We start from the raw sequence: 21,084 nt of genomic DNA, 5'->3' as shown, positions 1-21,084 counted from the left end.
GGTCGCGCCCCCCGCTGCACCACCGGAAGAGGCCTCCCCGTGCCGCCACGCGCATCCACCGACGCCCCGTCGCAGGCCGCCACCGAGGAGGGGTACCGGCCGGACCCGAAGCGGTGGACCGCGCTGTCGGTGACCCTCGTCGTCGGCTTCATGAGCCTGCTCGACGTCAGCATCGTGTCCGTCGCGCTGCCCTCGCTGCAGTCCGACCTCGGGGCGACGCCCGCGACCGTGCAGTGGGTGGTGTCCGGCTACGCGCTGACCTTCGGGCTGATGCTGGTCCCCGCCGGCCGGCTGGGCGACGCGTTCGGCCGCCGGCGGCTGTTCCTGCTCGGGCTGGCCGGGTTCGTGCTCTCCAGCGCCGCGGCCGGGGCGGCGCCGTCGGTGGGCTGGCTGGTCGCCGCCCGGCTGGTGCAGGGGCTGGCGGCCGGGTGCCTGGCGCCGCAGAACTCCGCGCTCATCCAGCAGCTGTTCCGCGGCGCCGAGCGCGGGCGGGCGTTCGGCCTGTTCGGCGCCACGGTCGGGATCTCGACCGCCGTCGGCCCGGTGGTCGGCGGCGCCATCCTCGGTCTGGCCGACGGACCCGGCGGCTGGCGGTGGCTGTTCTACGTCAACGTGCCGATCGGCGTCGTCGCGTTCGCGCTCGCCCTGCGGCTGCTGCCCCGCGGCGGCAGCGGCGGCCGCGGGCGGATCGACGTCGTCGGGGTGTTGCTGCTCGGCGCCGGGGCGCTGGCCGTGCTGTTCCCGCTGGTGCAGGCGGAGTCCGGCGGGCTGGCGCAGCTGTGGTGGCTGTTCCTCGTCGGGGCGGCGCTGCTCGCGGTGTTCGTCGCGTGGGAGCGGCGGGTGGTGGCCCGCGCCGGGCAGCCGGTGTTCGACCCGCGGCTGGTCACGCAGACCCGCGGCTACGGCATCGGCGCGGCGCTGGGCACCGTCTACTTCGTCGGGTTCAGCGGCATCTGGCTGGTGTTCGCCCTGTTCTTCCAGACCGGGCTGGACTACACGCCGCTGCAGTCGGGGCTGGCGGTGACGCCGTTCGCCCTCGGGTCGGCGTCGGCGGCGGTCGTGGCCGGGCGGCTGGTGGAGCGGCACGGCCGGAGGCTGACGGTGTTCGGCCTCTCGGGCGTCATCCTCGGCCTCGCGGCGGCGGCGGTCGTCCTGCTGCTGGTCCCGCCGTCGGCGGCCGGGTGGGCGGTCGCGCCGGCGCTGCTGGTCGGCGGCATCGGGGGCGGGTTCGTCATCTCGCCCAACATCACGATGACCCTGCGCGACGTGCCGGTGTCCATGGCCGGGTCGGCCGGCGGGGGCCTGCAGACGGCGCAGCGCTTCGGCGCGGCCGTCGGCACCGCGGCGCTGCCCGGGCTCTTCTACCTCGTGCTGTCGGCGTCCGGCGACTACCCGACGGCGGCCGCGGCCGGGTTGGCCGTGTCCGTGCTCGGCGCCGCTGCCGCCCTGGTCCTCGGCGTGGTCGACCTCCGGCGCAACCGCGGCCACGACGACGGGGTGGAGCAGGCCGCGGACGACGGCGGCCCGGCGCCCGACGAGCGGCACGGTCCCGACGGCGTGCACAGCCACGGCCACGCCTCGCACGGCTGAGGACCCCGGGACGACGACGGAGGAGGACGGCGTGGCCGGACCGACGGTGGCGGTGCTGGGCACCGGGACGATGGGCGCGGGGATGGTCACCTCGCTGCGGCGGGCCGGGCTGCCCGTGCGGACGTGGAACCGGGACCCCGCCAAGGCCGAGGCGCTCACCGGCACCGGCGCGGAGGCGTTCGGCTCGTCGGCCGAGGCCGTCGACGGCGCCGACGTCGTCCTCACGATGCTGCTCGACGCCGACGCGGTGCTCGACGTCGTCCGGCAGGCCGCGCCCGCCGCCGGGACGACGTGGCTGCAGTGCTCGACGGTCGGCGTCGAGGGCGCCGACCGCACCGTCGAGGCGGCGCGCGAGCTGGGCCTCGTGCTCGTCGACTGCCCGGTCCTCGGCACCAGGGAACCGGCCGCGAAGGGCGCGCTGACCCTGCTGGCCAGCGGCCCGGAGGAGGCGCGCGAGCGGCTGGCGCCGGTGTTCGGCGCGCTCGGCTCGAAGACCCTGTGGCTCGGCGAGGCCGGCGCCGGCAGCCGGCTCAAGCTCGCCTGCAACTCGTGGCTGTTCATGCTCACCGCCGGCACCGCGCAGGCGATCGCGCTGGCCCGCGCCCTCGGCCAGGACCCGCAGCGCTTCCTCGACGCGATCGAGGGCGGGCCGGTCGACTCCGCCTACGCCCACCTCAAGGGCCGGCTGATGCTGGCCGGCGACTACCCGCCGAGCTTCGGCCTCACCGGCGCGGCCAAGGACGCCCGGCTCATCCGCGCGGCGCTACAGGCCGGCGGGGTTCCCGACCGGCTCACCGCCGCGGTGCTCGAGACGATGGAGGCCGCCGCCGGCCGGCTCGACGACCCGGGCGCGGTGGACATGGCCGCGGTGGTCGAGGGCCTCACCCCGGCCGACCGCGGCTGAGCCGGGCCACCCGGCGGGCCGCGCGCAGCGGCTCCGGCGTGCGGACCCCGGCCGTCGTCGCCAGGACGACGGCGGCCGCGGTCGCCGGGCCGGTGCGCCAGCCGGCGGAGGCCACCACCGGGCGCACGCCGGGTACCACGCGCACCGCCCGCGCCACCTCCTCGCCGTCGAGCAGCAGGGGAGCGGAGTCCCCGCGCGCCGGCCCGGGCGGGTCGCCGAGGGCGGCCAGCGGCCGGGCGGTGACGCCGACGCTCGGCAGGTCCAGCACGGCGCCCAGGTGCAGCGCCAGCCCGGCCCGCCGCGGGTGGTCCCGCCCGGCCGCGGCGACCAGCAGGACGTCGGGCCGGCGGGGCAGCGCGGCCACCGCGGCGGCCAGCAGCGGCCCCTCCCGCAGCGCGAGCAGCGCCGGCGTGTACGGGCCCGTCGCCGGTCCCCGGACGACGGCGGCCGCGTCGCCCAGCACCGCGGACGCGACCAGGTCCTCCCCGTCCTCGACCGCGGCCACCGCACCGGCGAGCGCCCCGGCAGGTGGGGACCACGGCGGCGGGCGCAGCGCGGCGAGCCGGTCCTGCTCGGCGGCCAGCGCCGCGGCGTCGGCCGGCCAGCCCGCCGCGGCTACCGCTTCGAGCTCTCGGTCAGCCGGCGCAGCCCGGCTTCGGCGTCCCGGTGGCGGGGGCCGGCGCCGGTGGCGTCGTCGGGCAGCGTGCGGTCACGCCGCTGTCGAGGGGGCGGGCGGTCGCCGTCGGCCGGGGCGGCGCCCGGGTCCCTCGACAGGGAGGCCATGGCAGCTCCAGGACGGGGAGGGGACGGCGGTCGCCCCACGGTGGGCTGCCGGGTCGGGGCCCGCAACACGGACGGCGTGCGCCGGAACGGGTCGGGGTAGTCACCCACGGTGGCAGACACCCAGGACGGCCCCGCGCTCCACCCGGTCACCCGCGAGCTCGCGGAGGGCCCCAACTACGCGGCGATCAGCACGCTGCTGCCCAGCGGGCGCATCCAGACGCAGTACATCTGGGTCGGCACCGACGGGGAGCGGCTGTTCGTCAACACCGAGACCGGGCGGCGCAAGTTCGAGAACCTCCGGCGCGACGCCCGGGTGACCCTGGCCATCCGGGACGAGTCCGACCCCTACCGCTACGCCGAGGTGCGCGGCCGGGTGACCGACACGACCACCGGCCCCGAGGCGCGGGCGCAGATCGACGAGCTGTCGCAGAAGTACGACGGCCGGCCCTACCCGCCGGAGAACATCAGGACCGAGCGGGTCATCGTCTGGATCGAGCCGGAGCGGCAGACGACGACGGGATAGCCCCCGTGCTCTGCCCCTACTGCGCGTAGCGCACTCTGCCCCTACTGCGCGTACCGCGCGGCGAACTCGCCCGGTGTCATCCCGGTGACCCGGGCGAAGTCGCGGGTCAGGTGCGGCTGGTCGGCGTAGCCCAGGTCGGCCGCCACCCCGGCCAGCGTCGCCGTCCGGTCGCGCAGCCGGCCGGCGGCCTCCTGCAGCCGCCGCCGCTGCACCAGCCACTTGGGCGTCAGGCCCAGCCGGCGGGACACCAGCCGCTGCAGCGCCCGCTCGGACAGCCCCGTCTCGGCACACAGCTGGTCGACCCGGGTGAGGTCCGGCCGCGACTCGACCAGCGCCACCAGCCGGTCGACCAGCGCGCCCTCCTCGTCGACCGGCAGGAACCGGTGCAGCGCGTCGTCGTAGGCGGCCCTCGCCTCCGCGTGCGCCGCGGGGGAGTGCGGGTCGGCGGCCATCGCCGCGCGCACCCGCGCGGCCAGCCGGGCGCCGTCGGCGCCGAGCACCTCGCCGACGTCGACGTGCCGGTCGGTGTACGCCGCCACCGGCCCGCCGGCCACCAGCGCACCGGCGGCGGGGGTGAGCATGACGCCGACCGCCCAGCCGTCGCCGGTGAGCGTCGTCGTCGACAGCCCCGACACGACGCCGTAGAAGCGGGCGTAGTCCGGCGCGACGACGACCAGGCAGACCGGGTACTGCAGCACCCGCTGCACCGCCTCGTCCCCGGGCGGCACCGACCAGACCGGGATCCAGAACCGCTGCACCAGCGCCGCGAGCGGGCCGGTGGCCTCGTGCCGGTACATGACGTGCGAGGCGTCGCGCGGGTCGCGCAGGTGCGCCCGCTCGATGGTGTCGCGGCGGTGGACGGCGGCGCTGTCGGGTTCCATCAAGACGCAGGCTGCCGCACGCGGCCAGGCTCGGGCCATGGACACGACGACCACCACGCCGATCGCCGCCGACTACGCCGCCGTCCTGGAGCCGCTGCTCGCCGTCGCCGACGCCGTGCCCGCCGCCGGGTGGGACGCCGCCACGCCGTGCGAGGACTGGACCGCCCGCGACCTGGTGACCCACCTCGTGGACACCCAGCGCGAGTTCCTCACCGGCCGGGGCATCGACCTCGGCCCCGCGCCCGACGTCGCCACCGACCCCGCCGCGGCCCTGCGCGGGCACGCCGCCCGGGTGCTCGCCGCCGTCGCCGACCCGGCCGTGGCCGACGCCGGGTACGACGGCTTCTCCGGCCCCACGACGGTGGGCGAGACCCTGGCGCAGTTCTACGTGTGGGACATGGTCGTGCACCGCTGGGACCTCGCCCGCGCCACCGGCCAGGACGCGACGCTGACGGCTGCCGAGCTCGACCGCATCGAGTCCGGCGCCCGGAGCTGGGGCGACGCCCTCTACACGGACGGCATCTGCCGGCGGGTGGACGCACCGGAGGGCGCCGACCGGCCGGCGCGGGTCCTGGCGCTGCTCGGCCGCCGCGCCTGACCCGCCCGCCCGCCGGGTAGCCCCCGGGCATGCACCCCGGGAGCACCCACCTCGCCGACGGGCCCCGCGAGGGCCGGCTGCAGCTGCGCGACGGCCGCACCATGGCCTACGCCGAGTGGGGCGACCCCGACGGCCGGCCGGTGCTCGGCTGCCACGGCTCGCCCAGTTCCCGGTTCGAGCGGCACGTCGAGGACCCCGCCGCCTACCGGCGGTGGGGTGTGCGGTTCGTCGTCCCCGACCGGCCCGGCTTCGGCGCCTCCGACCCCCAGCCCGGCCGGCGGGTGACCGACTGGCCCGACGACGTCGTCCAGCTGCTCGACGCCCTCGGCATCGACCGGTTCGCCGTCCTGTCGCTGTCCGGCGGCGCCGCCTACGCGCTGGCCTGCGCGCACGCCCTGCCCGACCGGGTGACCGCCGTCGGCATCCTCGGCGGCGCCCCGCCGCCGGACGTCCCGTGGCCGTGGCCGGGCTGGCTGCCGACGTCGGTCCGCGCGGCCGCGCACCGCCCGTCCCCGGCGACGGCGGCGCTGCTGCGGCCGGTGTTCGCGCCGCTGACGGTCCGCCCGCAGCTGCTGCCCCGCTACCTGCAGCTGCGGCTGAACCCCGCCGACCGGCGGGTGATCGGCCGGCCCGCGGTGCGGCGGGTGCTCGCGCGCACGTTCACCGAGGGGCTGCGCCAGGGCGCCGGGGTGCTGGCCGAGGACCGGGCGCTGCTGTTCCGGCCCTGGGGCTTCCCGGTCGGGGAGGTGCGTCAACACGTCCACCTCTGGCACGGCACCCAGGACTGGCAGGTGCCGGTCGCGCTCGGCCGGGTGCTGGCCGGGATGCTGCCGTCGGTCACCGCGCACTGGCACGCCGGCGAGGGGCACTTCCTCGTCTTCGACCACGCCCGCGACGTCTACGGTGCGCTCGCCCGCGACGTGGGTAGCCGCCCGGCATGACTGCCGCGCGCGGGAGCAGCACCGTGCCCCCGACCTACGTCGACGCCAACCGCCTGTGGGTCGACTCCCGCCTCCGGTACGAGATCGGCCTGCGGGTCGAGGGACGCATCCTGCGCCGGCTGGGCGCCCGCGGCGAGCGCGTCGTCGAGATCGGCACCGGCCGCCGCGGCCTGGGCGCGCGGGTCGCCGTCGAGCGGCTCGGCGCCACGCAGGTGACCGCGTTCGACCTCCACCCGGCCAGCGTGGGCCGCGCCCGCATCGCCTGCGCCGACCTCGCCGACCGGGTGGCCTTCCGCGTCGGGGACGCCACCGCGCTCCCGGTCGACGACGCGAGCACCGACCTCGTCGTCGACTTCCACGCCCTGCACCACGTCCGGGACTGGCGGGCCGCCGTCGCCGAGGTCGCGCGGGTGCTGCGCCCGGGCGGGCAGCTGGCGCTCACCGAGATGACCGCGCGGTTCGTGGACGCGCCGTGGCTGCGCGCGGTCTCCCGCCACCCGGCCGACCGGTTCTCCACGGAGCAGCTGCTGGCCGAGCTGCGCGCGCACGGGCTGGAGGTGCCGCCGGGGCGGCTGCGGCGGGCGGCCGGCGACCGCTGGATCCAAGCCGTCGCGACCCGCGCGTGAGCGTCTCCGCGGTCGTCCGGGAGACCCTGGCGCTGCTGCGCCGGCACGCCGGGCGGGTCTACGCCCTCTCGCTCGCGGTCACGCTGGTCAACACCGTCCCCGACGTGCTGCGCCAGCTGCTCGTGTACCGGGACCCGAGCGTCGCGCACGCGCTGCTGGTCGACGTCGTCGGCTTCGCCACCGGCCTGCTCGCCCAGCTGTGGCTGACCGGCGCGCTCACCGACCTGCCCGGCACCGGCCGGGTCCGGCCCGGCGGCGCGCTCGCCCGGGGGACGGCGACCGCGCTGCGGGCGGTGCGCACCTCGCCGGCCGCGGTGGTCGCCGGCGTGGTGCTCGGCGGCGCGGTGTCGGCGCTGCTGACCGTGCCCGCGTCTGTCGCCGCGCTCGGTCTCGAGCACGTCGTCGGCCCGCTGGGCGCCCCGTCGGCGGCGGCGTTCACCGTGGCGACGCTCAGCGACGTGGTGGCCAGCTGGGCGACGCTGCCGTTCCTCGCCGTCGTGCTGGTGCTCACCGCCGGTTCGAGCAGGGCGTTCGCGGGCAAGGGCCGCCCGTGAGCAGTCACGACTGGGACGTCACCCGCAGGACCGTCGGGTCGCTGTCGGTGTGGATCGGGACGGCGGCGCTGTTCGCGCCCCGGTGGATCGCCGAGACGCTCGGGGTGCGCCCCGACGCGGCGCGGGACGACGTCGCGCTGCCGCTGCTGGTGCGCCTGGGCGCGGCCCGCAACATCGCGATGGGCGCCGCGCTGCTGGTGACCCCGGCACCGCAGGCGCGGCGCACCACCGAGGTGACGCTGCTGCTCACCGCGCTGGACGCCGCCGCGGTGTGGACCTCCCGCGCCGAGGGCGACGTGGCCCGGCGCAGCGCCGTCCTGTCGGGGATCGTGCTGGGCCTGGCCTCCTACGGCGCGGCTCGCTGGCACCGCCGCTGACGCCGGACCGGACGCGCTAGCGCCAGGCGAAGACCGGCTGCTCGAGGTGCGCCACGCGGGTGTGCCGCCCGCGGCACACCACCTGGCAGAACTGGTACACGACCGCGGCGGTCGGGGCGTGCACCCAGCCGCCGAGCAGCGGCAGCCGGATGACCGGCGCGTCGGACTCGGGGATGGACACCAGCACCGGCTCGACGTCCAGGTCGGCCAGCGGCACCTGGTACGCCGCGGCCACCTCGGCCTCGGCCGGGCGCAGCTCCCCGGCGTCCCCGGCCCACACGACCACCGGGGTCATGACGTAGCCGGAGCGGGTCACGTAGTCGTCGAGCAGGCCGAGGACGTCGTCCGCCCCGCGGACCAGCCCGACCTCCTCCTCCAGCTCGCGCAGCGCGGCCTGCACCGGGGTCTCGCCCGGGTCGAGCCGGCCGCCGGGCAGCGCCCACTGCCCGGCGTGCGCCCGCAGCCCGGCCGCGCGGCGGGTGACCAGCAGGGCCGGGACGTCGCCGGTGCAGGTGACGCAGACGGCGACGGCGGCCTGGCGCAGGTCGGGGCGGCCGGCCGCGCGCCGCGGGAGGTCCCGCAGGCGCGCGGCCGCCGTGTCCCGGTCGGGGGTGCTCAGAGCCAGCCGCGCCGGGCGCCGAGCTGGCGGACGGCGGCGTCGAGCTGCGCGGCCACCGCGGAGACGTCGGTGTCGTGGTGGCCGAACTGCAGCCGGCCGCCCACGTCGCGGCCCTCGGTGAGCAGCCCACCGCGCCGGTCCACCTCGAGCACGACCTCGACGCCGTGCGGGCCGGCCAGGAAGGTCACCTCGAGCTCGTTGACGCGCCCGCGCAGCGACGACGGCGGCGCGAACTCGACCTCCTGGTAGAAGGGCAGGTCGCTGCCGGCCAGCCGGCCCTTCTCGACGTCCGCGCCGCGGAAGCGGAAGCCCAGGCCGTCGAGCGCCCGGACGACGGTGCGCTGGACCGGCAGCGGCTCGACCGTCACCGCGTCGAGGTCGCCGGGGTCGACGGCGCCGGGGATGTCGACCTTGGTGCGCAGGCCGATCTTCACGCCGCGCAGCGTCCAGCCGTCGAGCGTCGTGAAGGGGCACTGCCAGGGCACCGGGAAGCTGAACGGGATCGCCGCCTTCGCGCCCGCCTCGATCCGGCCGGCGCCGGCGATCGGCGCGGTGCCGAAGGTGACGTTCTCCTTCCACTCGTTGTCGCCGCTCTCGACCTCGACGGTGGCCTGCAGGGACACCCGGATCTCGTTGATCTCCTGGGCGACCTGCCCGCCGGTGAGGTGCACGGTGCCGGTGACGGTGCCGCCGGGGGTGGTCACGGGGCGGTCGAGGACGGCGTCGACGCTCGCGTTGCCGGCGCCGAGCTTCGCCATCAGGTTGCGGAAGGCCATGGGGGTGCTGCTCCGTTCGGTTCGGGGACGGCGGGCACCCTGACACGACGGCCGGGACCTGACGAGGGGTTCCCGCGCGTGCCGGTCAGCCTCCCACCGGGCCGACGTCACCGGGCCGGTCCGCGACGCCCCGTGTGGGACACGCCGAGATGGTTGGACGTCCTACTAAATCGCGCCTACCGTGCAGCCATGGCGTCTGCGGAGCTGCACGTGCCCGTCCACCCCGTCCGCTTCGTCACTGCGGCCAGCCTGTTCGACGGGCACGACGCGGCGATCAACGTGATGCGGCGGCTGCTGCAGAGCCAGGGCGCGGAGGTGGTGCACCTCGGCCACGACCGTGGCGTCGACGAGGTGGTGCGGGCCGCCGTCGAGGAGGACGTGCAGGGCGTCGCGATCTCCAGCTACCAGGGCGGGCACGTCGAGTACTTCAGCTACCTCAAGGAGCGGCTGGCCGACGCCGGGGCGGGCCACGTGCAGGTCTTCGGCGGTGGCGGGGGCGTCATCGTGTCCGAGGAGATCGCCCTGCTCGCCGAGCGCGGGGTGCGGGTGTTCAGCCCCGAGGACGGCGCGCGGCTCGGTCTGCCCGGGATGATCAACGAGCTGGTCCGCGCCTGCGACGTCGACCTGACGGCCGAGGGTCCCGACGTCGACGCGCTGCTCACCGGCGACCCGCGGGCGCTGGCCCGGGCGATCAGCGTGCTGGAGGCCGGCGCCGACGAGGCGCTCGCCGCCCGCGTCCGCGAGGCCGCCGCGACCCGCACCGTGCCGGTCCTCGGCATCACCGGCACCGGCGGGTCGGGCAAGTCCTCGCTCACCGACGAGCTGCTGCGCCGGCTGCGCCGCGACCAGGAGGACAAGCTGCGGGTCGCCGTCGTGGCGATCGACCCCAGCCGCCGCCGCGGTGGCGGCGCGCTGCTCGGCGACCGGATCCGGATGAACGCGCTGGAGTCCGGCGACGGGTCGCACACCTTCTTCCGCTCGATGGCCACCCGCACCGCCGGCGCGCAGGTGCCGGCGCACCTCGACGACGTCCTCGCCGCGGTGAAGGCCGCCGGGTTCGACCTGGTCATCGTGGAGACGCCGGGCATCGGGCAGGGCGACGCGGCGATCGTGCCGTTCAGCGACGTCTCGCTCTACGTCATGACGCCGGAGTTCGGCGCCGCGTCGCAGCTCGAGAAGATCGACATGCTCGACCTCGCCGACGTCGTCGCGATCAACAAGTTCGAGCGGCGCGGCGCCGAGGACGCCCGCCGCGACGTCGCCCGCCAGATGGTCCGCAACCGCGAGGCGTTCGGCGTCCCGTGGGAGCAGATGCCGGTGTTCGGCACCAGCGCCGCCCGCTTCGACGACGACGGCGTCACCGCGCTCTACCAGCACCTGCTCGGCCTGCTCGTGGAGAAGGGCCTGCCCGCGGGCACCGGTGTGCTGCCGCGGGTGGACGTGCGCGCCTCGACCGGGCTGGCCAGCGTCGTCCCGTCGTCGCGGTCGCGGTACCTGGCCGAGGTGGCCGAGGCGGTGCGGGCGCACCACCGGGTGACCGAGGAGCAGGCCGCCGTCGTCCGGCGGCGGGAGCACCTGACCACCGCGGCCGACGTGCTGGACGGGGACGCCGCCGAGGCGGCGAGGGCGGCGGCGGAGGCCGCCGACCGGGAGCTGCTGCCCGAGGTGCGCACGCTGCTGGAGGAGTGGCCGGCGCGGGTGGAGCAGTACTCCGGCGACGAGTTCGTCTACACGGTGCGCGGGAAGGAGATCCGCACCCCGCTGAAGCGCCAGACGCTCAGCGGGACCGAGGTGCCGCGGGTGGCGCTGCCCCGGACCTCCGACGCCGCCGGCCTGCTGCGGTTCCTGCGGCGGGAGAACCTGCCCGGCGCGTTCCCGTACACGGCCGGCGTCTTCCCGTTCAAGCGCTCCGGCGAGGCCCCGGCGCGGATGTTCGCCGGCGAGGGCGACGCGTTCCGCACCAACCGGCGGTTCCGGGTGCTGTCGGCCGGCAACGAGGCCACCCGGCTGTCGACGGCGTTCGACTCGGTGACCCTCTACGGCCGTGACCCGCAGCCGCGGCCCGACGTCTACGGCAAGGTCGGCACCTCCGGCGTCTCGATCGCCACGCTCGAGGACATGCGGGTGCTCTACGACGGGTTCGACCTGTGCGCGCCCACGACGTCGGTGTCGATGACGATCAACGGCCCCGCCCCGGCGATCCTGGCGATGTTCATGAACACCGCGATCGAGCAGCGGCTGGACCGCTTCCGCGAGGAGGAGGGCCGCGAGCCCGACGCCGCCGAGGCCGAGGAGATCCGCGCCTGGGTGCTGGCCACCGTCCGCGGCACGGTGCAGGCCGACATCCTCAAGGAGGACCAGGGCCAGAACACCTGCATCTTCTCGACCGAGTTCGCGCTGCGCTGCATGGCCGACATCCAGGAGTGGTTCATCCAGCACCGGGTGCGCAACTTCTACTCGGTCTCGATCTCCGGCTACCACATCGCCGAGGCCGGGGCTAACCCCATCAGCCAGCTCGCCTTCACCCTCGCCAACGGCTTCACCTACGTCGAGGCCTACCTCGCCCGCGGCATGGCGATCGACGACTTCGCGCCCAACCTGAGCTTCTTCTTCTCCAACGGGATGGACGCCGAGTACACGGTGATCGGCCGGGTCGCGCGGCGGATCTGGGCGGTCGCGATGCGCGACCGCTACGGCGCCGGCGCGCGCTCGCAGCAGCTCAAGTACCACGTGCAGACGTCGGGCCGGTCGCTGCACGCGCAGGAGATGGACTTCAACGACATCCGCACCACCCTGCAGGCGCTGTGCGCGATCTACGACAACGCCAACAGCCTGCACACCAACGCCTACGACGAGGCGGTGACGACGCCGTCGGAGCACTCGGTCCGCCGGGCGCTGGCCATCCAGATGATCATCGACCGCGAGTGGGGGCTGGCCGGCAACGAGAACCCGCTGCAGGGGTCGGCGATCGTCGAGGAGCTCACCGACCTGGTCGAGGAGGCGGTGCTGGCCGAGTTCGACCGGATCGCCGAGCGCGGCGGCGTGCTGGGCGCGATGGAGACCGGCTACCAGCGCGGCCGGATCCAGGACGAGTCGATGCTCTACGAGCACCGCAAGCACGACGGCTCGCTGCCGATCGTCGGCGTCAACACCTTCCTCGACCCCCGCTCGGGCTCCGAACCGCCCAAGGAGCTGGAGCTGGCCCGCGCCACCGAGGCGGAGAAGCAGTCCCAGCTGGACCGGCTGGCCGACTTCCACGCCCGGCACGCCGACGAGGCGCCGGCGGCGCTCGCCCGGCTGCAGGAGGCGGCGACGTCGGGCGGCAACGTCTTCGACGCGCTCATGGACGCCGTCCGGGTGTGCTCGCTCGGCCAGATCTCGGACGCGTTCTTCGAGGTGGGCGGCCAGTACCGCCGCAACGTCTGATGGAGGACCCCGCTGCCCCCCACCACTCGCTGCGCTCGTGGCGGGCCCCTGCAGCGGGGCCGTTCCAGCACGTCACCACCGATGACCTCGGGGAGCCGGTGCCGCTGGCCGGGCCGGCCCGGCGGGTGGTGTCGCTGGTGCCCTCGCTGACCGAGGCGCTGGCGGTGACCGTGCCCGAGCGGCTGGTCGGCGCCACCGACTGGTGCACCCACCCCGCGGACCTCGACGTGCCGCGCGTCCGCGGCACCAAGAACCCCGACCGGGCGGCGATCGCGGCGCTGGCGCCCGACCTCGTCGTCTGCAACCGGGAGGAGAACCGGCGCCTGGACGTCGAGCGGCTGCGCGCGGCGGGCGTCGCGGTGTGGGTGACGGTGATCGAGTCGGTGGACGAGGCGCTGGCCTCGATGCGGCGGCTGTTCGCCGAGGCGCTGGGCGTCCCCGAGCCCGGCTGGCTGACGGACGCCGCCCGCGCGTGGGCGGAGCCGGCGCCGGAGCCGCCGCTGCGCTGCGCCGTCCCGGTGTGGCGGGACCCGTGGATGGTGGTCGGCCCGCGCACCTTCACCGGCGACGTGCTGGCCCGTCTCGGGCTGGTCAACGTCTTCGGTGCGGGGGTCGACCGCTACCCGCACGTGTCGGTCGGCGACGTCCTGGCCGCGCGGCCCGACGTCGTCCTGCTGCCCGACGAGCCCTACCTCTTCACCGCCGACGACGGCCCCGAGGCGTTCCCCGGGGTGCGGTCGGTGCTGGTCTCCGGGCGGGCGCTGACCTGGTACGGCCCGTCGCTGGCCACCGCTCGCGCGGACCTGCTGGCCGCGATCCGGCGCTGACGGATTCCGCAAACCGGGCGTCCTCCGATACTGTCCGGTACCTCAGTGTGACCCTCGTCACCTGCCCGGATGCCCGCGAGGAGCCGTCGTGAAGACCCGCAGTGCCGTACTCCACACCCAGCCCGGCCGGTACGAGGTCACCGAGGTCGACCTCGACGAGCCGCGCGAGGGTGAGCTGCTCGTGCGGATGGCCGCCGTCGGGCTGTGCCACACCGACGACCACGACGTCCCGCCGGGGAGTGCCCCGCCCCTCCGGCTGCCCCTCGCCGGTGGCCACGAGGGCGCCGGCGTCGTCGTCGGCGTCGGTCCCCACACCCCCGGGTGGGCCGAGGGTGACCACGTGGTGCTGAGCTTCGTCGCGGTCTGCGGACGGTGCCGGATGTGCTCGACCGGCCGGCAGAACCTCTGCGACCTCGGCGCGCGGCTGTTCAGCGGGGCCCGGATCGAGGACCCGACCAGCTTCCGGATGTCCTACCAGGGCAGGCCGGTGGGCCAGGCCTACGGCCTCGCCGCGCTGAGCGAGCACACCGTCGTCGACGCGCGGTCGGCGGTGAAGATCGACCCCGACGTGCCGCTCGACAAGGCCGCGCTCGTCGGCTGCGGCGTCCCCACCGGATGGGGGTCGGTCACCAACCTGTCCGACGCCCGCGACGGCGACGTGGTCATCGTCATGGGCGTCGGCGGGATCGGGATCAACAGCGTGCAGGCCGCCCGGGCCATCGGCGCGCGGGCGGTCATCGCCGTCGACCCGGTCGAGTTCAAGCGCGAGACCGCCAAGCAGCTCGGCGCGACGCACACGGCCGGGACCATGGCCGAGGCCACGGAGCTCGCCCGGTCCATGACGAACGGCCAGGGCGCCGACGCGACCGTCGTGGCGGTCGGTGTCGTCACCGGCGACCACATCGCCGAGGCGGTGGCCTCCATCCGCAAGGCCGGCACGGTCGTGCTCACCGGCACCGGGAGCATGCGCCAGGCGGGCGGCATCCCGATCAACCACACGATGTTCACGGTGTTCCAGAAGCGGCTGCAGGGCGCGCTGTTCGGCGGCTGCAACCCCCGGTGGGACATCCCCAGCCTGCTGAGCCAGTACGTGGCCGGGACGCTCAAGCTCGACGAGCTCGTCACGCGGACCTACTCGCTGGACCAGGTCGCCGAGGGCTTCGACGACATGAAGGCCGGCAAGAACATCCGCGGGCTCGTCGTCTTCGACTGAGCGGCCGGCCGCCCTGACGGTGCTCAGCCGCGGGGGGCCACCGCGTCCCGCAACAGGGCCAGGGCCGGGGCGTACAGGCGGGACTTGATGGTGCCCAGGGTCGGGCCGGCCTTCCCGGCGTGCGCGGCGGCGATCTCGACGGCGGCCGGGCGGACGTCCTCCTCGGCGACGGCGCTGTCGACGATCGCCGCCGCGAGGGCGTCCGTGCCGCCGTAGCGGCGGCCGGTGGTCATCGCCACGTGCGCCGTCTGCGGGGTCAGCCGGGCCTGGACCAGCGCGGACATGCCGGGGCTGAACGGGAGGTCGATGTCGATCTCCGGCAGGCACCAGAAGCCGCGGTCGGCGCGCATGACCCGCTGGTCGTGCGCGAGCGCGAGCATCGCCCCGGCGGCGAAGGCGTGGCCCTGGACCGCCGCGACGCCGACCACCGGCAGCGCCAGCACCCGGGCGAACAGCCGCTGGACGCGGGCGACGTAGGCGTCGCGCTGGTCGGCGTGGTCGGCCAGCCAGGCGAGGTCCAGGCCGTTGGAGAAGAACTTGCCCGTGGCCGTGGTGACCAGAGCCCGGGGGCCGGGGGCGCCCTCGACCTCGTCCAGGGCGCTGTCGACGGCGGTGAGCCAGTCGGGGGAGAAGCGGTTCTCGTCGTCGCCGAGGTCGAGCACGAAGACGTCGTCGTGGCGGGCGAGCGTGGGCACGGGAGGCTCCTGGGTCCGTGGTGGGGGTGGGGGAGGGCGACTCAGGCCGGGGGACCGCAGTCGACGACCGCGCCGACGGCGGCGGCGAGCTGGGTGCGGGTGTGCGGGTGGACCCGCCCCGCGCGGATCCCGGGGAACAGCAGCGCGGCGGGCAGGCGCACGACGCAGGTGGTGACGGCACCGACGGCGGCGGCGTCGTCGCGGTCCCAGAGCGAGCGGGCGAGCCGGCGCAGCGTGTCGAGCAGGGCGGCGTCCAGGGCGCGCAGGCCGTCGGCGACGTCCGGGGCGACGGCGGCGGTGAGCACGTCGTCGCGCTGCAGCCCCACCAGCAGCCGCGCCGCCCGCAGGTCCTGCTCGGCGAGCCGGGCCGGGGCGTCCGCGGCGGCCTGCACCGCCCGGCGGGCGTCCCGGCCGGCCTCCGCGACGGCCGCCTGCTGCTGGTCGAGGAACTGCCGCGCGCGGCGCAGCCAGGCGGCCCCGGCGATGGTCTCCAGCGAGCCGAAGGCGTGGTAGATGCTGCCGTTCGAGGCCCCCGACCGGGCGGCCAGCGCGCGGACGGTCAGTTGCGCGCGGCCGCGGTCGACGAGCAGCTCCTCGGCGGCGTCGAGGACCGCGTCGGGCGCGTGGAGCCGGGGCCGGGGCATCGGTACCTCCTCCGTGGACGAGGTACCGCAGCGTAGTGGAGCGAGCGCTCCACCACGTCAGCCGGGGGCGCGGGCACCCTCCGCGGGCTCCGTCCTGGGTGCCGGCACCGCCTCGGGGACCGTCCGTGGCGGGCCCATCTCGCGGGCCATCATCCCCTGCTCGAGGCGCATGACCAGCGAGGGAGACAGGCGCATCAGGCGCCACATGACCCGCGCCCACCGGGGTGCGACGATGACCGCCCGGTTGCGGTCCACCCCGCGCAGCACGTCCGCGGCCAGCGCGTCGGCGCTCTGCACGTGCCCCCCGCTGGCCCTGGTGAGCACCCCGCGGACGTCGGTGGCCTCCGCGGTGGGGACACGTGGGAGGTCCGGCGGCATCCCCTTGTCCAGCAGCGGGGTGTCGACGACGCCGGGACACACCACGCTGACCCGCACCCCTCGGGGCGCGGCCTCGACGCGCAGTGCCAGCGACAACCCCACCACCGCCCACTTCGTCGTGCCGTACGGAGCGGCCCCCGGGTTCGGCAGCAGGCCGGCGAGCGACGCGGTGTTGACGATGTGCCCGGAACCCTGGCGCAGCATCAGGGGATAGGCGGCCCGGACGCCGTGCACCACCCCGCGCAGGTTGACGTCGATCGCCCGGTCCCAGTGGGCCGGGGACAGCTCTTCGACGGGCCCGTGGATGCCCAGGCCGGCGTTGTTGAACATCAGGTCCAGCCGCCCGTGCCGCCCGGCCGTGTCGGTCACCAGGGCGCCGACCGCGTCCGCGTCCCGCACGTCGACGGCAGCCGCCGAGGCCGTCCCCGGGCCGAGGGCCGCGAGCCGCTCCGCGGCCTCGGTCGCGGCCGCACCCTCGACGTCCGCGAGGACCACCCGGTCACCCCGGCGCACCAGCGCCGCTCCCAGCGCCCGCCCGATCCCCGAGGCGCCTCCGGTCACGATCGCCACCCTGGTCATGGCCCACTCCCGACAGCCGGCTCCGTGGACGTCGCTCCTGGGGACCAGCCTCGTGCGCCCGTGGACACCGGACACCGTCCTGCGCACCGCCGGCGGTCGCGGTCGGCGTGGGCCGCCCGATCGTCGACCGGCTGTGACGACCGGTGACGTCCCGGGTCAGGGGAGGGCGCGGCGCACGAGGACGCGGGGGAAGCCGCCGGCGACGGCGTCGGTGTCCGCGGCCTTGGTGAACCCCGCCCGCTCGAACAGCCGCCGGGTGCCGACGTAGGCCATGGTCGTGTCGACCCGCTCGTCCCCGCTGTCGGCGGGATAGCCCTCGACGGCGGGGGCGCCGTTCGCCGCCGCGTACTCGACCGCCCCTCGGAGCAGGGCGTGCGCGATGCCCTTCCCGCGGTGCCCCGGACGCACGCGCACGCACCACAGCGACCACACCGGCAGGTCGTCGACGTGCGGGATCTTCCGCGACCGCTCGAAGGGCAGCTCCGACCGCGGCGCGACCGCGGCCCAGCCGGCGACCTCGCCGTCGTCGTAGGCGAGCACCCCCGGCGCGACCGGGCGCCCGGTGAGCTCGCGGACGTACTCCCGCCGGGCGGGCCCGACGAGCTCCCGGTTGGTGCGCGAGTCGAGCCGGTGGCTCAGGCACCAGCAGACGTTCGCGTCCGGGGTCCGCGGGCCGAGCACCGTCGCGACGTCGTCGAACCGCTCCCGCGTCGCCGGGTGGACCTCGATGGCCATCGCGCCACGCTAGTGACGCCGGCGGCGTGCGGCCACGCCCCGGAGCCCGGGCTCAGGTGCCGAGAGCCGCCGGAGCGGTGCCCTCGGGCGCGGTTCCGGATCCCCCGCGGTCGACGGCGCGACGGCGGCCGAGCCACCGGTCGGTCAGCCGGACGGTGAGCACGGGCAACAGCCCGATGGTGGCGAACACGGCGGAACCGAAGCTCACGACACCGAGCCACTGGAGGGCGCCGAACCCCGCCGTCGCGCCGACCTCCGCCGCGGCCACCCCGACGGCCGGCAGGCAGAGGAACAGCGCCCCGGCGACCGGCAGCAGCCAGCGCAGCCGGTGCACCGTCAGCCCGGCCACCGCGCCGCCCGGGACCGCGACCAGCACGTGGAGCAGCAGGACGAAGGACGTCCCGCTCCACGAGAACGTGCTCGACCCGCTGGCCGCGAGGCTGACCAGGGACATGAGCGCGCGGCTGACCGCGCCGAGTGACGCGCCGGCGACCAGGGCCGCCAGCACCCCCGTACCGATCCTGAGGCCCACGTTCCTCCGTCCGCCGCGCCGATGGCGGCGGGAGGCTAGCGGTCAGGCGCCGCGTGGAGGGGCGTCTCGCGTGCCGCCTCCCCGGGTCAGCGGCCCGGCTGCGCGCCCGCCAGGAACCGCTCGACGATCCCCGTCCACCGCTCGCGGGCAGCCTCGTTGGCCTCGAGGGTGGGCAGGCCCATCTGGGTCGCCACGAGCGACGCCGTCCCGTTCCTCTTCGGCTCGCTGGTGACGACGACCGAGGAACCGTCGGCCGCCTTCGTCCGCCAGGTGATGCGCCGGTCGGTGCCGCTGACCCGGAGATCGCCGCCGGCGACGACCTCCTGCACGGCCGCGTCGCCGTCGGCGAACGCCCGCCACCGCTCCATGAGCTCGGCCATGCCGAGCGGCGTGGCCCGGCTGACGCTGGTCTGGAAGGTGCCGTCGGAGCGCTGGCCCGGGACGCGGCGGCCGATGTGGTGCTCGTAGGCGACCGTCACCGACTGGGTCCACCAGCCGCGCTGCTCGAAGCCGTCGCCGAGCTCCTCGTAGACGTGCAGCGCGATCTGCTGGTGGTCGAGGTCCCGCGCGCCGACACCGTCCAGGAACCGGAGCCACTCGTCCCACGTCCGCTTCGTGGTCCGCTCGATGGGCCCGATCCGGGGGTTGTCCGCCATGCCCGCGATCCTGCGGGACGTGGGCTCGGCGCGTCGAGCACCACCGGACGCGTCCACGCAGCGTCGTCGTCGCTGTCTCCCGGGATGCGGGAGGCGGTGGTCGAGCCCTCGCCGACGGCGGCCCTCGTCCGCACCTCGGCGACCAGGCGTGCCCGGTGTCGACCTGCTGCGGTCTCCGCCGGCCCGGGACAGCCGGAGGTCGGCGACCGGCGGCAGGGTCAGCGGGTGGGGACCTACGAGCCGTCGCGCCTCGTGGTCGCGGCCGTCGGCGGCGACCGACCGGCGTGGGCAGGATGGCGGCATGCCGCGGCTGCTCGTCGTCCACCACACGCCCTCGCCGAACCTGCAGGCGGTGCTCGAGGCGGCCCGCGAGGGCGTGGCGATGGTCGAGGAGGCCGACCTGGTCGAGCGGCCGGCGCTGTCGGCCGGGCCCGCGGACCTGCTCGCCGCCGACGGCGTCCTGCTCGGCACCCCGGCCAACATCGGCTACATGAGCGGCGCGCTCAAGCACTTCTTCGACACGGTCTACTACCCGTGCCTGGACGCCACGGTCGGCCTGCCCTTCGGCGTCTGGGTGCACGGCGGCGACGACACCGCCGGCGCGCTGAGGGCCATCGGCACGATCACCGGCGCCCTGCGGTGGAAGCAGGTCGCGGCACCCCTGTCGCTCACCGGCGCCCCGACGAAGGACGACCTCGAGGCGGTCCGCGAGCTCGCCGCCACCGTCGCGGTGAGCCTGGAGGGCCGCTGAGTCCTAGCCTGCCGGGATGAGCACCCGTCTCGTCGTCATCGGAGGGGACGCCGCCGGCGGCAGCGCGGCGTCCCAGGCCAGGAAGCGGCGGCCCGACCTCGACGTCGTCGTGTTCGAGCGCGGCCGCGCGACCTCCTACTCCGCGTGCGGCATCCCGTACTGGATCTCCGGCACCGTCGACAGCGAGGCGCAGCTGGTCGCCCGCACGCCCGAGCAGCACCGCGCCGCCGGAATCGACGTCCGCACGCGCACCGAGGTCGTCGGCATCGACACCGACAAGGGCGTCGTCCACTGGCGCGACCTCGACGCCGGCACCCAGGGCACCGAGCCCTACGACGACCTCGTCTACGCCACGGGCAGCGTGCCGATGCGCCCGCCGGTCGAGGGCATCGACGCGAAGGGCGTGTACGGCGTCCAGGTGCTCGACGACGGCGTCGCGCTGCGGGCCGAGCTCGACAGCGGGCGGGTGCAGCGGGTGGTCGTCGTCGGCGGCGGCTACATCGGGCTGGAGATCGCCGAGGCGTGCCGGGTGCGCGGGCTCGAGGTCACCGTCGTCGACAAGTCGGCCACCCCGGTGGGCACCTTCGACCCCGACGTCGGCCGGTTCCTCGCCGACGGCGTCCGCAGCGAGGGCGTCGACCTGGTCCTGTGCGACGGCGTCGCGGGCATCGACGTCGACCGCGACGGGCGGGCGCGCGCGGTGGTCACCGAGAGCGGCCGCGAGCTGCCCGCGGACCTCGTCGTCCTCGGCCTCGGGGTGCGGCCGAACGTGCGGCTGGCGAGGGAGTCGGGCATCCCGCTCGGCACCTCCGGGGGCGTCGCCGTCGACCAGCGGATGCGCACGCAGGTGCCCGGGGTGTGGGCGGCCGGCGACTGCGTGGAGTCGGTGCACCGGCTGTCGAAGCAGCGGGTCGTCGTCGCGCTCGGCACGCACGCGAACAAGCAGGGCCGGGTGGCCGGCATCAACATCGGCGGCGGCTACGCCACCTTCCCCGGCGTCATCGGGACGGCGATCACCAAGATCTGCACGGTCGAGGCCGCGCGCACCGGGCTGTCGGAGCGGGAGGCCGAGGACGCCGGCTACGCGTTCGTCACCGCCGCCGTCGACTCCACGACCACCGCCGGCTACATGCCGAACGCGTCCCCGATCCGGGTCAAGATGATCGCCGAGCGGCGCAGCGGCCGGCTGCTCGGCGCCCAGGTGGTCGGCGAGGAGGGCGCGGCCAAGCGGATCGACGCGCTGGCCATCTGCATCTGGAACGAGATGACCGTCGACGAGGTCCTGTCCCTGGACCTGTCCTACGCGCCGCCGTTCGCGCCGGTGTGGGACCCGGTGCTCATCGCCGCCCGCAAGGCGTTCGAGGCGGTGGAGGCCGACACCCGCCGGTGACGCAGCCGGGGGTCCGCCTGCACGCGCCGTGTCCGGAACGCCCGGGGGCGCGCGGGTTCCTTGACCGTCCGGTCGGGGCGGCGGAC

24 protein-coding genes are annotated in these 21,084 nt (G+C 76.1%); 13 read left to right on the top strand and 11 right to left on the bottom strand.

Annotation, left to right across the window (positions count from 1 at the left end; genetic code table 11):
* Positions 1-39 precede the first annotated feature (39 nt).
* Positions 40-1,590 carry an MFS transporter gene (locus tag ACI796_RS01365; protein ID WP_456939458.1) on the top strand — a complete coding sequence of 517 codons (1,551 nt, stop codon included), beginning with the start codon at positions 40-42 and terminating at the stop codon, positions 1,588-1,590.
* Between the two features lie 31 nt (positions 1,591-1,621).
* Positions 1,622-2,494 carry an NAD(P)-dependent oxidoreductase gene (locus ACI796_RS01360; RefSeq protein WP_456939457.1) on the top strand — a complete coding sequence of 291 codons (873 nt, stop codon included), beginning with the start codon at positions 1,622-1,624 and terminating at the stop codon, positions 2,492-2,494.
* Here ACI796_RS01360 and ACI796_RS01355 read toward each other — a convergent pair.
* Positions 2,472-2,999 carry an endonuclease V gene (locus ACI796_RS01355; RefSeq protein ID WP_456939456.1) on the bottom strand — a complete coding sequence of 176 codons (528 nt, stop codon included), beginning with the start codon at positions 2,997-2,999 and terminating at the stop codon, positions 2,472-2,474. The two genes, ACI796_RS01360 and ACI796_RS01355, sit on opposite strands and share 23 nt — an antisense overlap.
* A gap of 110 nt (positions 3,000-3,109) precedes the next feature.
* Positions 3,110-3,277, bottom strand: coding sequence for a hypothetical protein (locus ACI796_RS01350; RefSeq protein WP_456939455.1), 168 nt, complete (start codon positions 3,275-3,277; stop codon positions 3,110-3,112).
* 109 nt (positions 3,278-3,386) lie between these two features.
* On the opposite strand from ACI796_RS01350, the gene ACI796_RS01345 reads away from it, so the two are divergent.
* Positions 3,387-3,800 (top strand): PPOX class F420-dependent oxidoreductase, encoded by a 414-nt coding sequence (locus ACI796_RS01345; protein WP_456939454.1) that lies wholly within the window; start codon positions 3,387-3,389, stop codon positions 3,798-3,800.
* Positions 3,801-3,841: 41 nt separating this feature from the next.
* Here ACI796_RS01345 and ACI796_RS01340 read toward each other — a convergent pair whose 3' ends face one another.
* The gene (locus ACI796_RS01340; protein WP_456939453.1) at positions 3,842-4,681 is read right to left on the bottom strand and encodes a helix-turn-helix domain-containing protein; all 840 of its coding nucleotides are present in this window, start codon (positions 4,679-4,681) and stop codon (positions 3,842-3,844) included.
* Positions 4,682-4,718: 37 nt separating this feature from the next.
* Between ACI796_RS01340 and ACI796_RS01335 the strand changes: the two genes are divergently transcribed.
* Genes ACI796_RS01335 through ACI796_RS01315 form a run of 5 tightly spaced genes read left to right on the top strand, consistent with a single transcriptional unit; the run spans position 4,719 to position 7,777 of the window.
* Entirely contained in the window at positions 4,719-5,279 is a 561-nt protein-coding gene (locus ACI796_RS01335) for a TIGR03086 family metal-binding protein (protein WP_456939452.1), read from the top strand.
* 29 nt (positions 5,280-5,308) lie between these two features.
* Complete coding sequence (locus ACI796_RS01330; protein ID WP_456939451.1) at positions 5,309-6,220, top strand: alpha/beta fold hydrolase; 912 nt, start codon at positions 5,309-5,311, stop codon at positions 6,218-6,220.
* Positions 6,217-6,846 (top strand): class I SAM-dependent methyltransferase, encoded by a 630-nt coding sequence (locus ACI796_RS01325; protein ID WP_456939450.1) that lies wholly within the window; start codon positions 6,217-6,219, stop codon positions 6,844-6,846. Before ACI796_RS01330 ends, ACI796_RS01325 begins: the two co-directional genes overlap by 4 nt.
* Positions 6,843-7,400, top strand: a complete 558-nt coding sequence (locus ACI796_RS01320; protein WP_456939449.1) for a hypothetical protein — start codon at positions 6,843-6,845, stop codon at positions 7,398-7,400. The genes ACI796_RS01325 and ACI796_RS01320 overlap by 4 nt, the downstream gene beginning before the upstream one ends.
* Positions 7,397-7,777 carry a DUF4267 domain-containing protein gene (locus ACI796_RS01315; RefSeq protein ID WP_456939448.1) on the top strand — a complete coding sequence of 127 codons (381 nt, stop codon included), beginning with the start codon at positions 7,397-7,399 and terminating at the stop codon, positions 7,775-7,777. Before ACI796_RS01320 ends, ACI796_RS01315 begins: the two co-directional genes overlap by 4 nt.
* 16 nt (positions 7,778-7,793) lie before the next feature.
* On the opposite strand, the gene ACI796_RS01310 is transcribed toward ACI796_RS01315, so the two are convergent.
* On the bottom strand, positions 7,794-8,321 hold the full coding sequence (locus ACI796_RS01310; RefSeq protein WP_456939580.1) for an NUDIX hydrolase: 528 nt from the start codon (positions 8,319-8,321) through the stop codon (positions 7,794-7,796).
* A 71-nt stretch (positions 8,322-8,392) separates the two neighbouring features.
* A complete protein-coding gene (locus ACI796_RS01305; RefSeq protein ID WP_456939447.1) occupies positions 8,393-9,172 on the bottom strand; it encodes a sporulation protein in 780 nt (259 codons plus the stop codon).
* A gap of 189 nt (positions 9,173-9,361) precedes the next feature.
* On the opposite strand from ACI796_RS01305, the gene icmF reads away from it, so the two are divergent.
* From icmF to ACI796_RS01290, 3 genes are all read left to right on the top strand, one after another.
* On the top strand, positions 9,362-12,598 hold the full coding sequence (gene icmF, locus ACI796_RS01300) for a fused isobutyryl-CoA mutase/GTPase IcmF (protein WP_456939446.1): 3,237 nt from the start codon (positions 9,362-9,364) through the stop codon (positions 12,596-12,598).
* A complete protein-coding gene (locus tag ACI796_RS01295) occupies positions 12,598-13,425 on the top strand; it encodes a helical backbone metal receptor (RefSeq protein ID WP_456939445.1) in 828 nt (275 codons plus the stop codon). The genes icmF and ACI796_RS01295 overlap by 1 nt, the downstream gene beginning before the upstream one ends.
* 88 nt (positions 13,426-13,513) lie before the next feature.
* Positions 13,514-14,638: an NDMA-dependent alcohol dehydrogenase gene (locus ACI796_RS01290; RefSeq protein ID WP_456939444.1), complete on the top strand. Its 1,125-nt coding sequence runs from the start codon at positions 13,514-13,516 to the stop codon at positions 14,636-14,638.
* Between the two features lie 23 nt (positions 14,639-14,661).
* On the opposite strand, the gene ACI796_RS01285 is transcribed toward ACI796_RS01290, so the two are convergent.
* From ACI796_RS01285 to ACI796_RS01260, 6 genes are all read right to left on the bottom strand, one after another.
* Positions 14,662-15,333 (bottom strand): enoyl-CoA hydratase-related protein, encoded by a 672-nt coding sequence (locus tag ACI796_RS01285; protein ID WP_456939443.1) that lies wholly within the window; start codon positions 15,331-15,333, stop codon positions 14,662-14,664.
* A 41-nt stretch (positions 15,334-15,374) separates the two neighbouring features.
* On the bottom strand, positions 15,375-15,977 hold the full coding sequence (locus tag ACI796_RS01280; protein WP_456939442.1) for a helix-turn-helix domain-containing protein: 603 nt from the start codon (positions 15,975-15,977) through the stop codon (positions 15,375-15,377).
* A gap of 57 nt (positions 15,978-16,034) precedes the next feature.
* A complete protein-coding gene (locus ACI796_RS01275; protein WP_456939441.1) occupies positions 16,035-16,934 on the bottom strand; it encodes an SDR family NAD(P)-dependent oxidoreductase in 900 nt (299 codons plus the stop codon).
* 156 nt (positions 16,935-17,090) lie between these two features.
* Positions 17,091-17,669 carry a GNAT family N-acetyltransferase gene (locus ACI796_RS01270; RefSeq protein ID WP_456939440.1) on the bottom strand — a complete coding sequence of 193 codons (579 nt, stop codon included), beginning with the start codon at positions 17,667-17,669 and terminating at the stop codon, positions 17,091-17,093.
* A gap of 52 nt (positions 17,670-17,721) precedes the next feature.
* Positions 17,722-18,201: a hypothetical protein gene (locus ACI796_RS01265; RefSeq protein ID WP_456939439.1), complete on the bottom strand. Its 480-nt coding sequence runs from the start codon at positions 18,199-18,201 to the stop codon at positions 17,722-17,724.
* Positions 18,202-18,287: 86 nt separating this feature from the next.
* A complete protein-coding gene (locus ACI796_RS01260) occupies positions 18,288-18,857 on the bottom strand; it encodes a hypothetical protein (protein WP_456939438.1) in 570 nt (189 codons plus the stop codon).
* Positions 18,858-19,158: 301 nt separating this feature from the next.
* Between ACI796_RS01260 and ACI796_RS01255 the strand changes: the two genes are divergently transcribed.
* Entirely contained in the window at positions 19,159-19,608 is a 450-nt protein-coding gene (locus tag ACI796_RS01255) for a flavodoxin family protein (protein WP_456939437.1), read from the top strand.
* A 16-nt stretch (positions 19,609-19,624) separates the two neighbouring features.
* Positions 19,625-20,998: an FAD-dependent oxidoreductase gene (locus tag ACI796_RS01250; protein WP_456939436.1), complete on the top strand. Its 1,374-nt coding sequence runs from the start codon at positions 19,625-19,627 to the stop codon at positions 20,996-20,998.
* The last annotated feature ends 86 nt before the right edge of the window (positions 20,999-21,084 follow it).

The organism is Geodermatophilus sp. SYSU D00525, assembly GCF_054050475.1.
The sequence above is the reverse complement of the archived record's forward strand: the minus strand, read 5'-3'. Positions and strand labels throughout refer to the sequence as shown.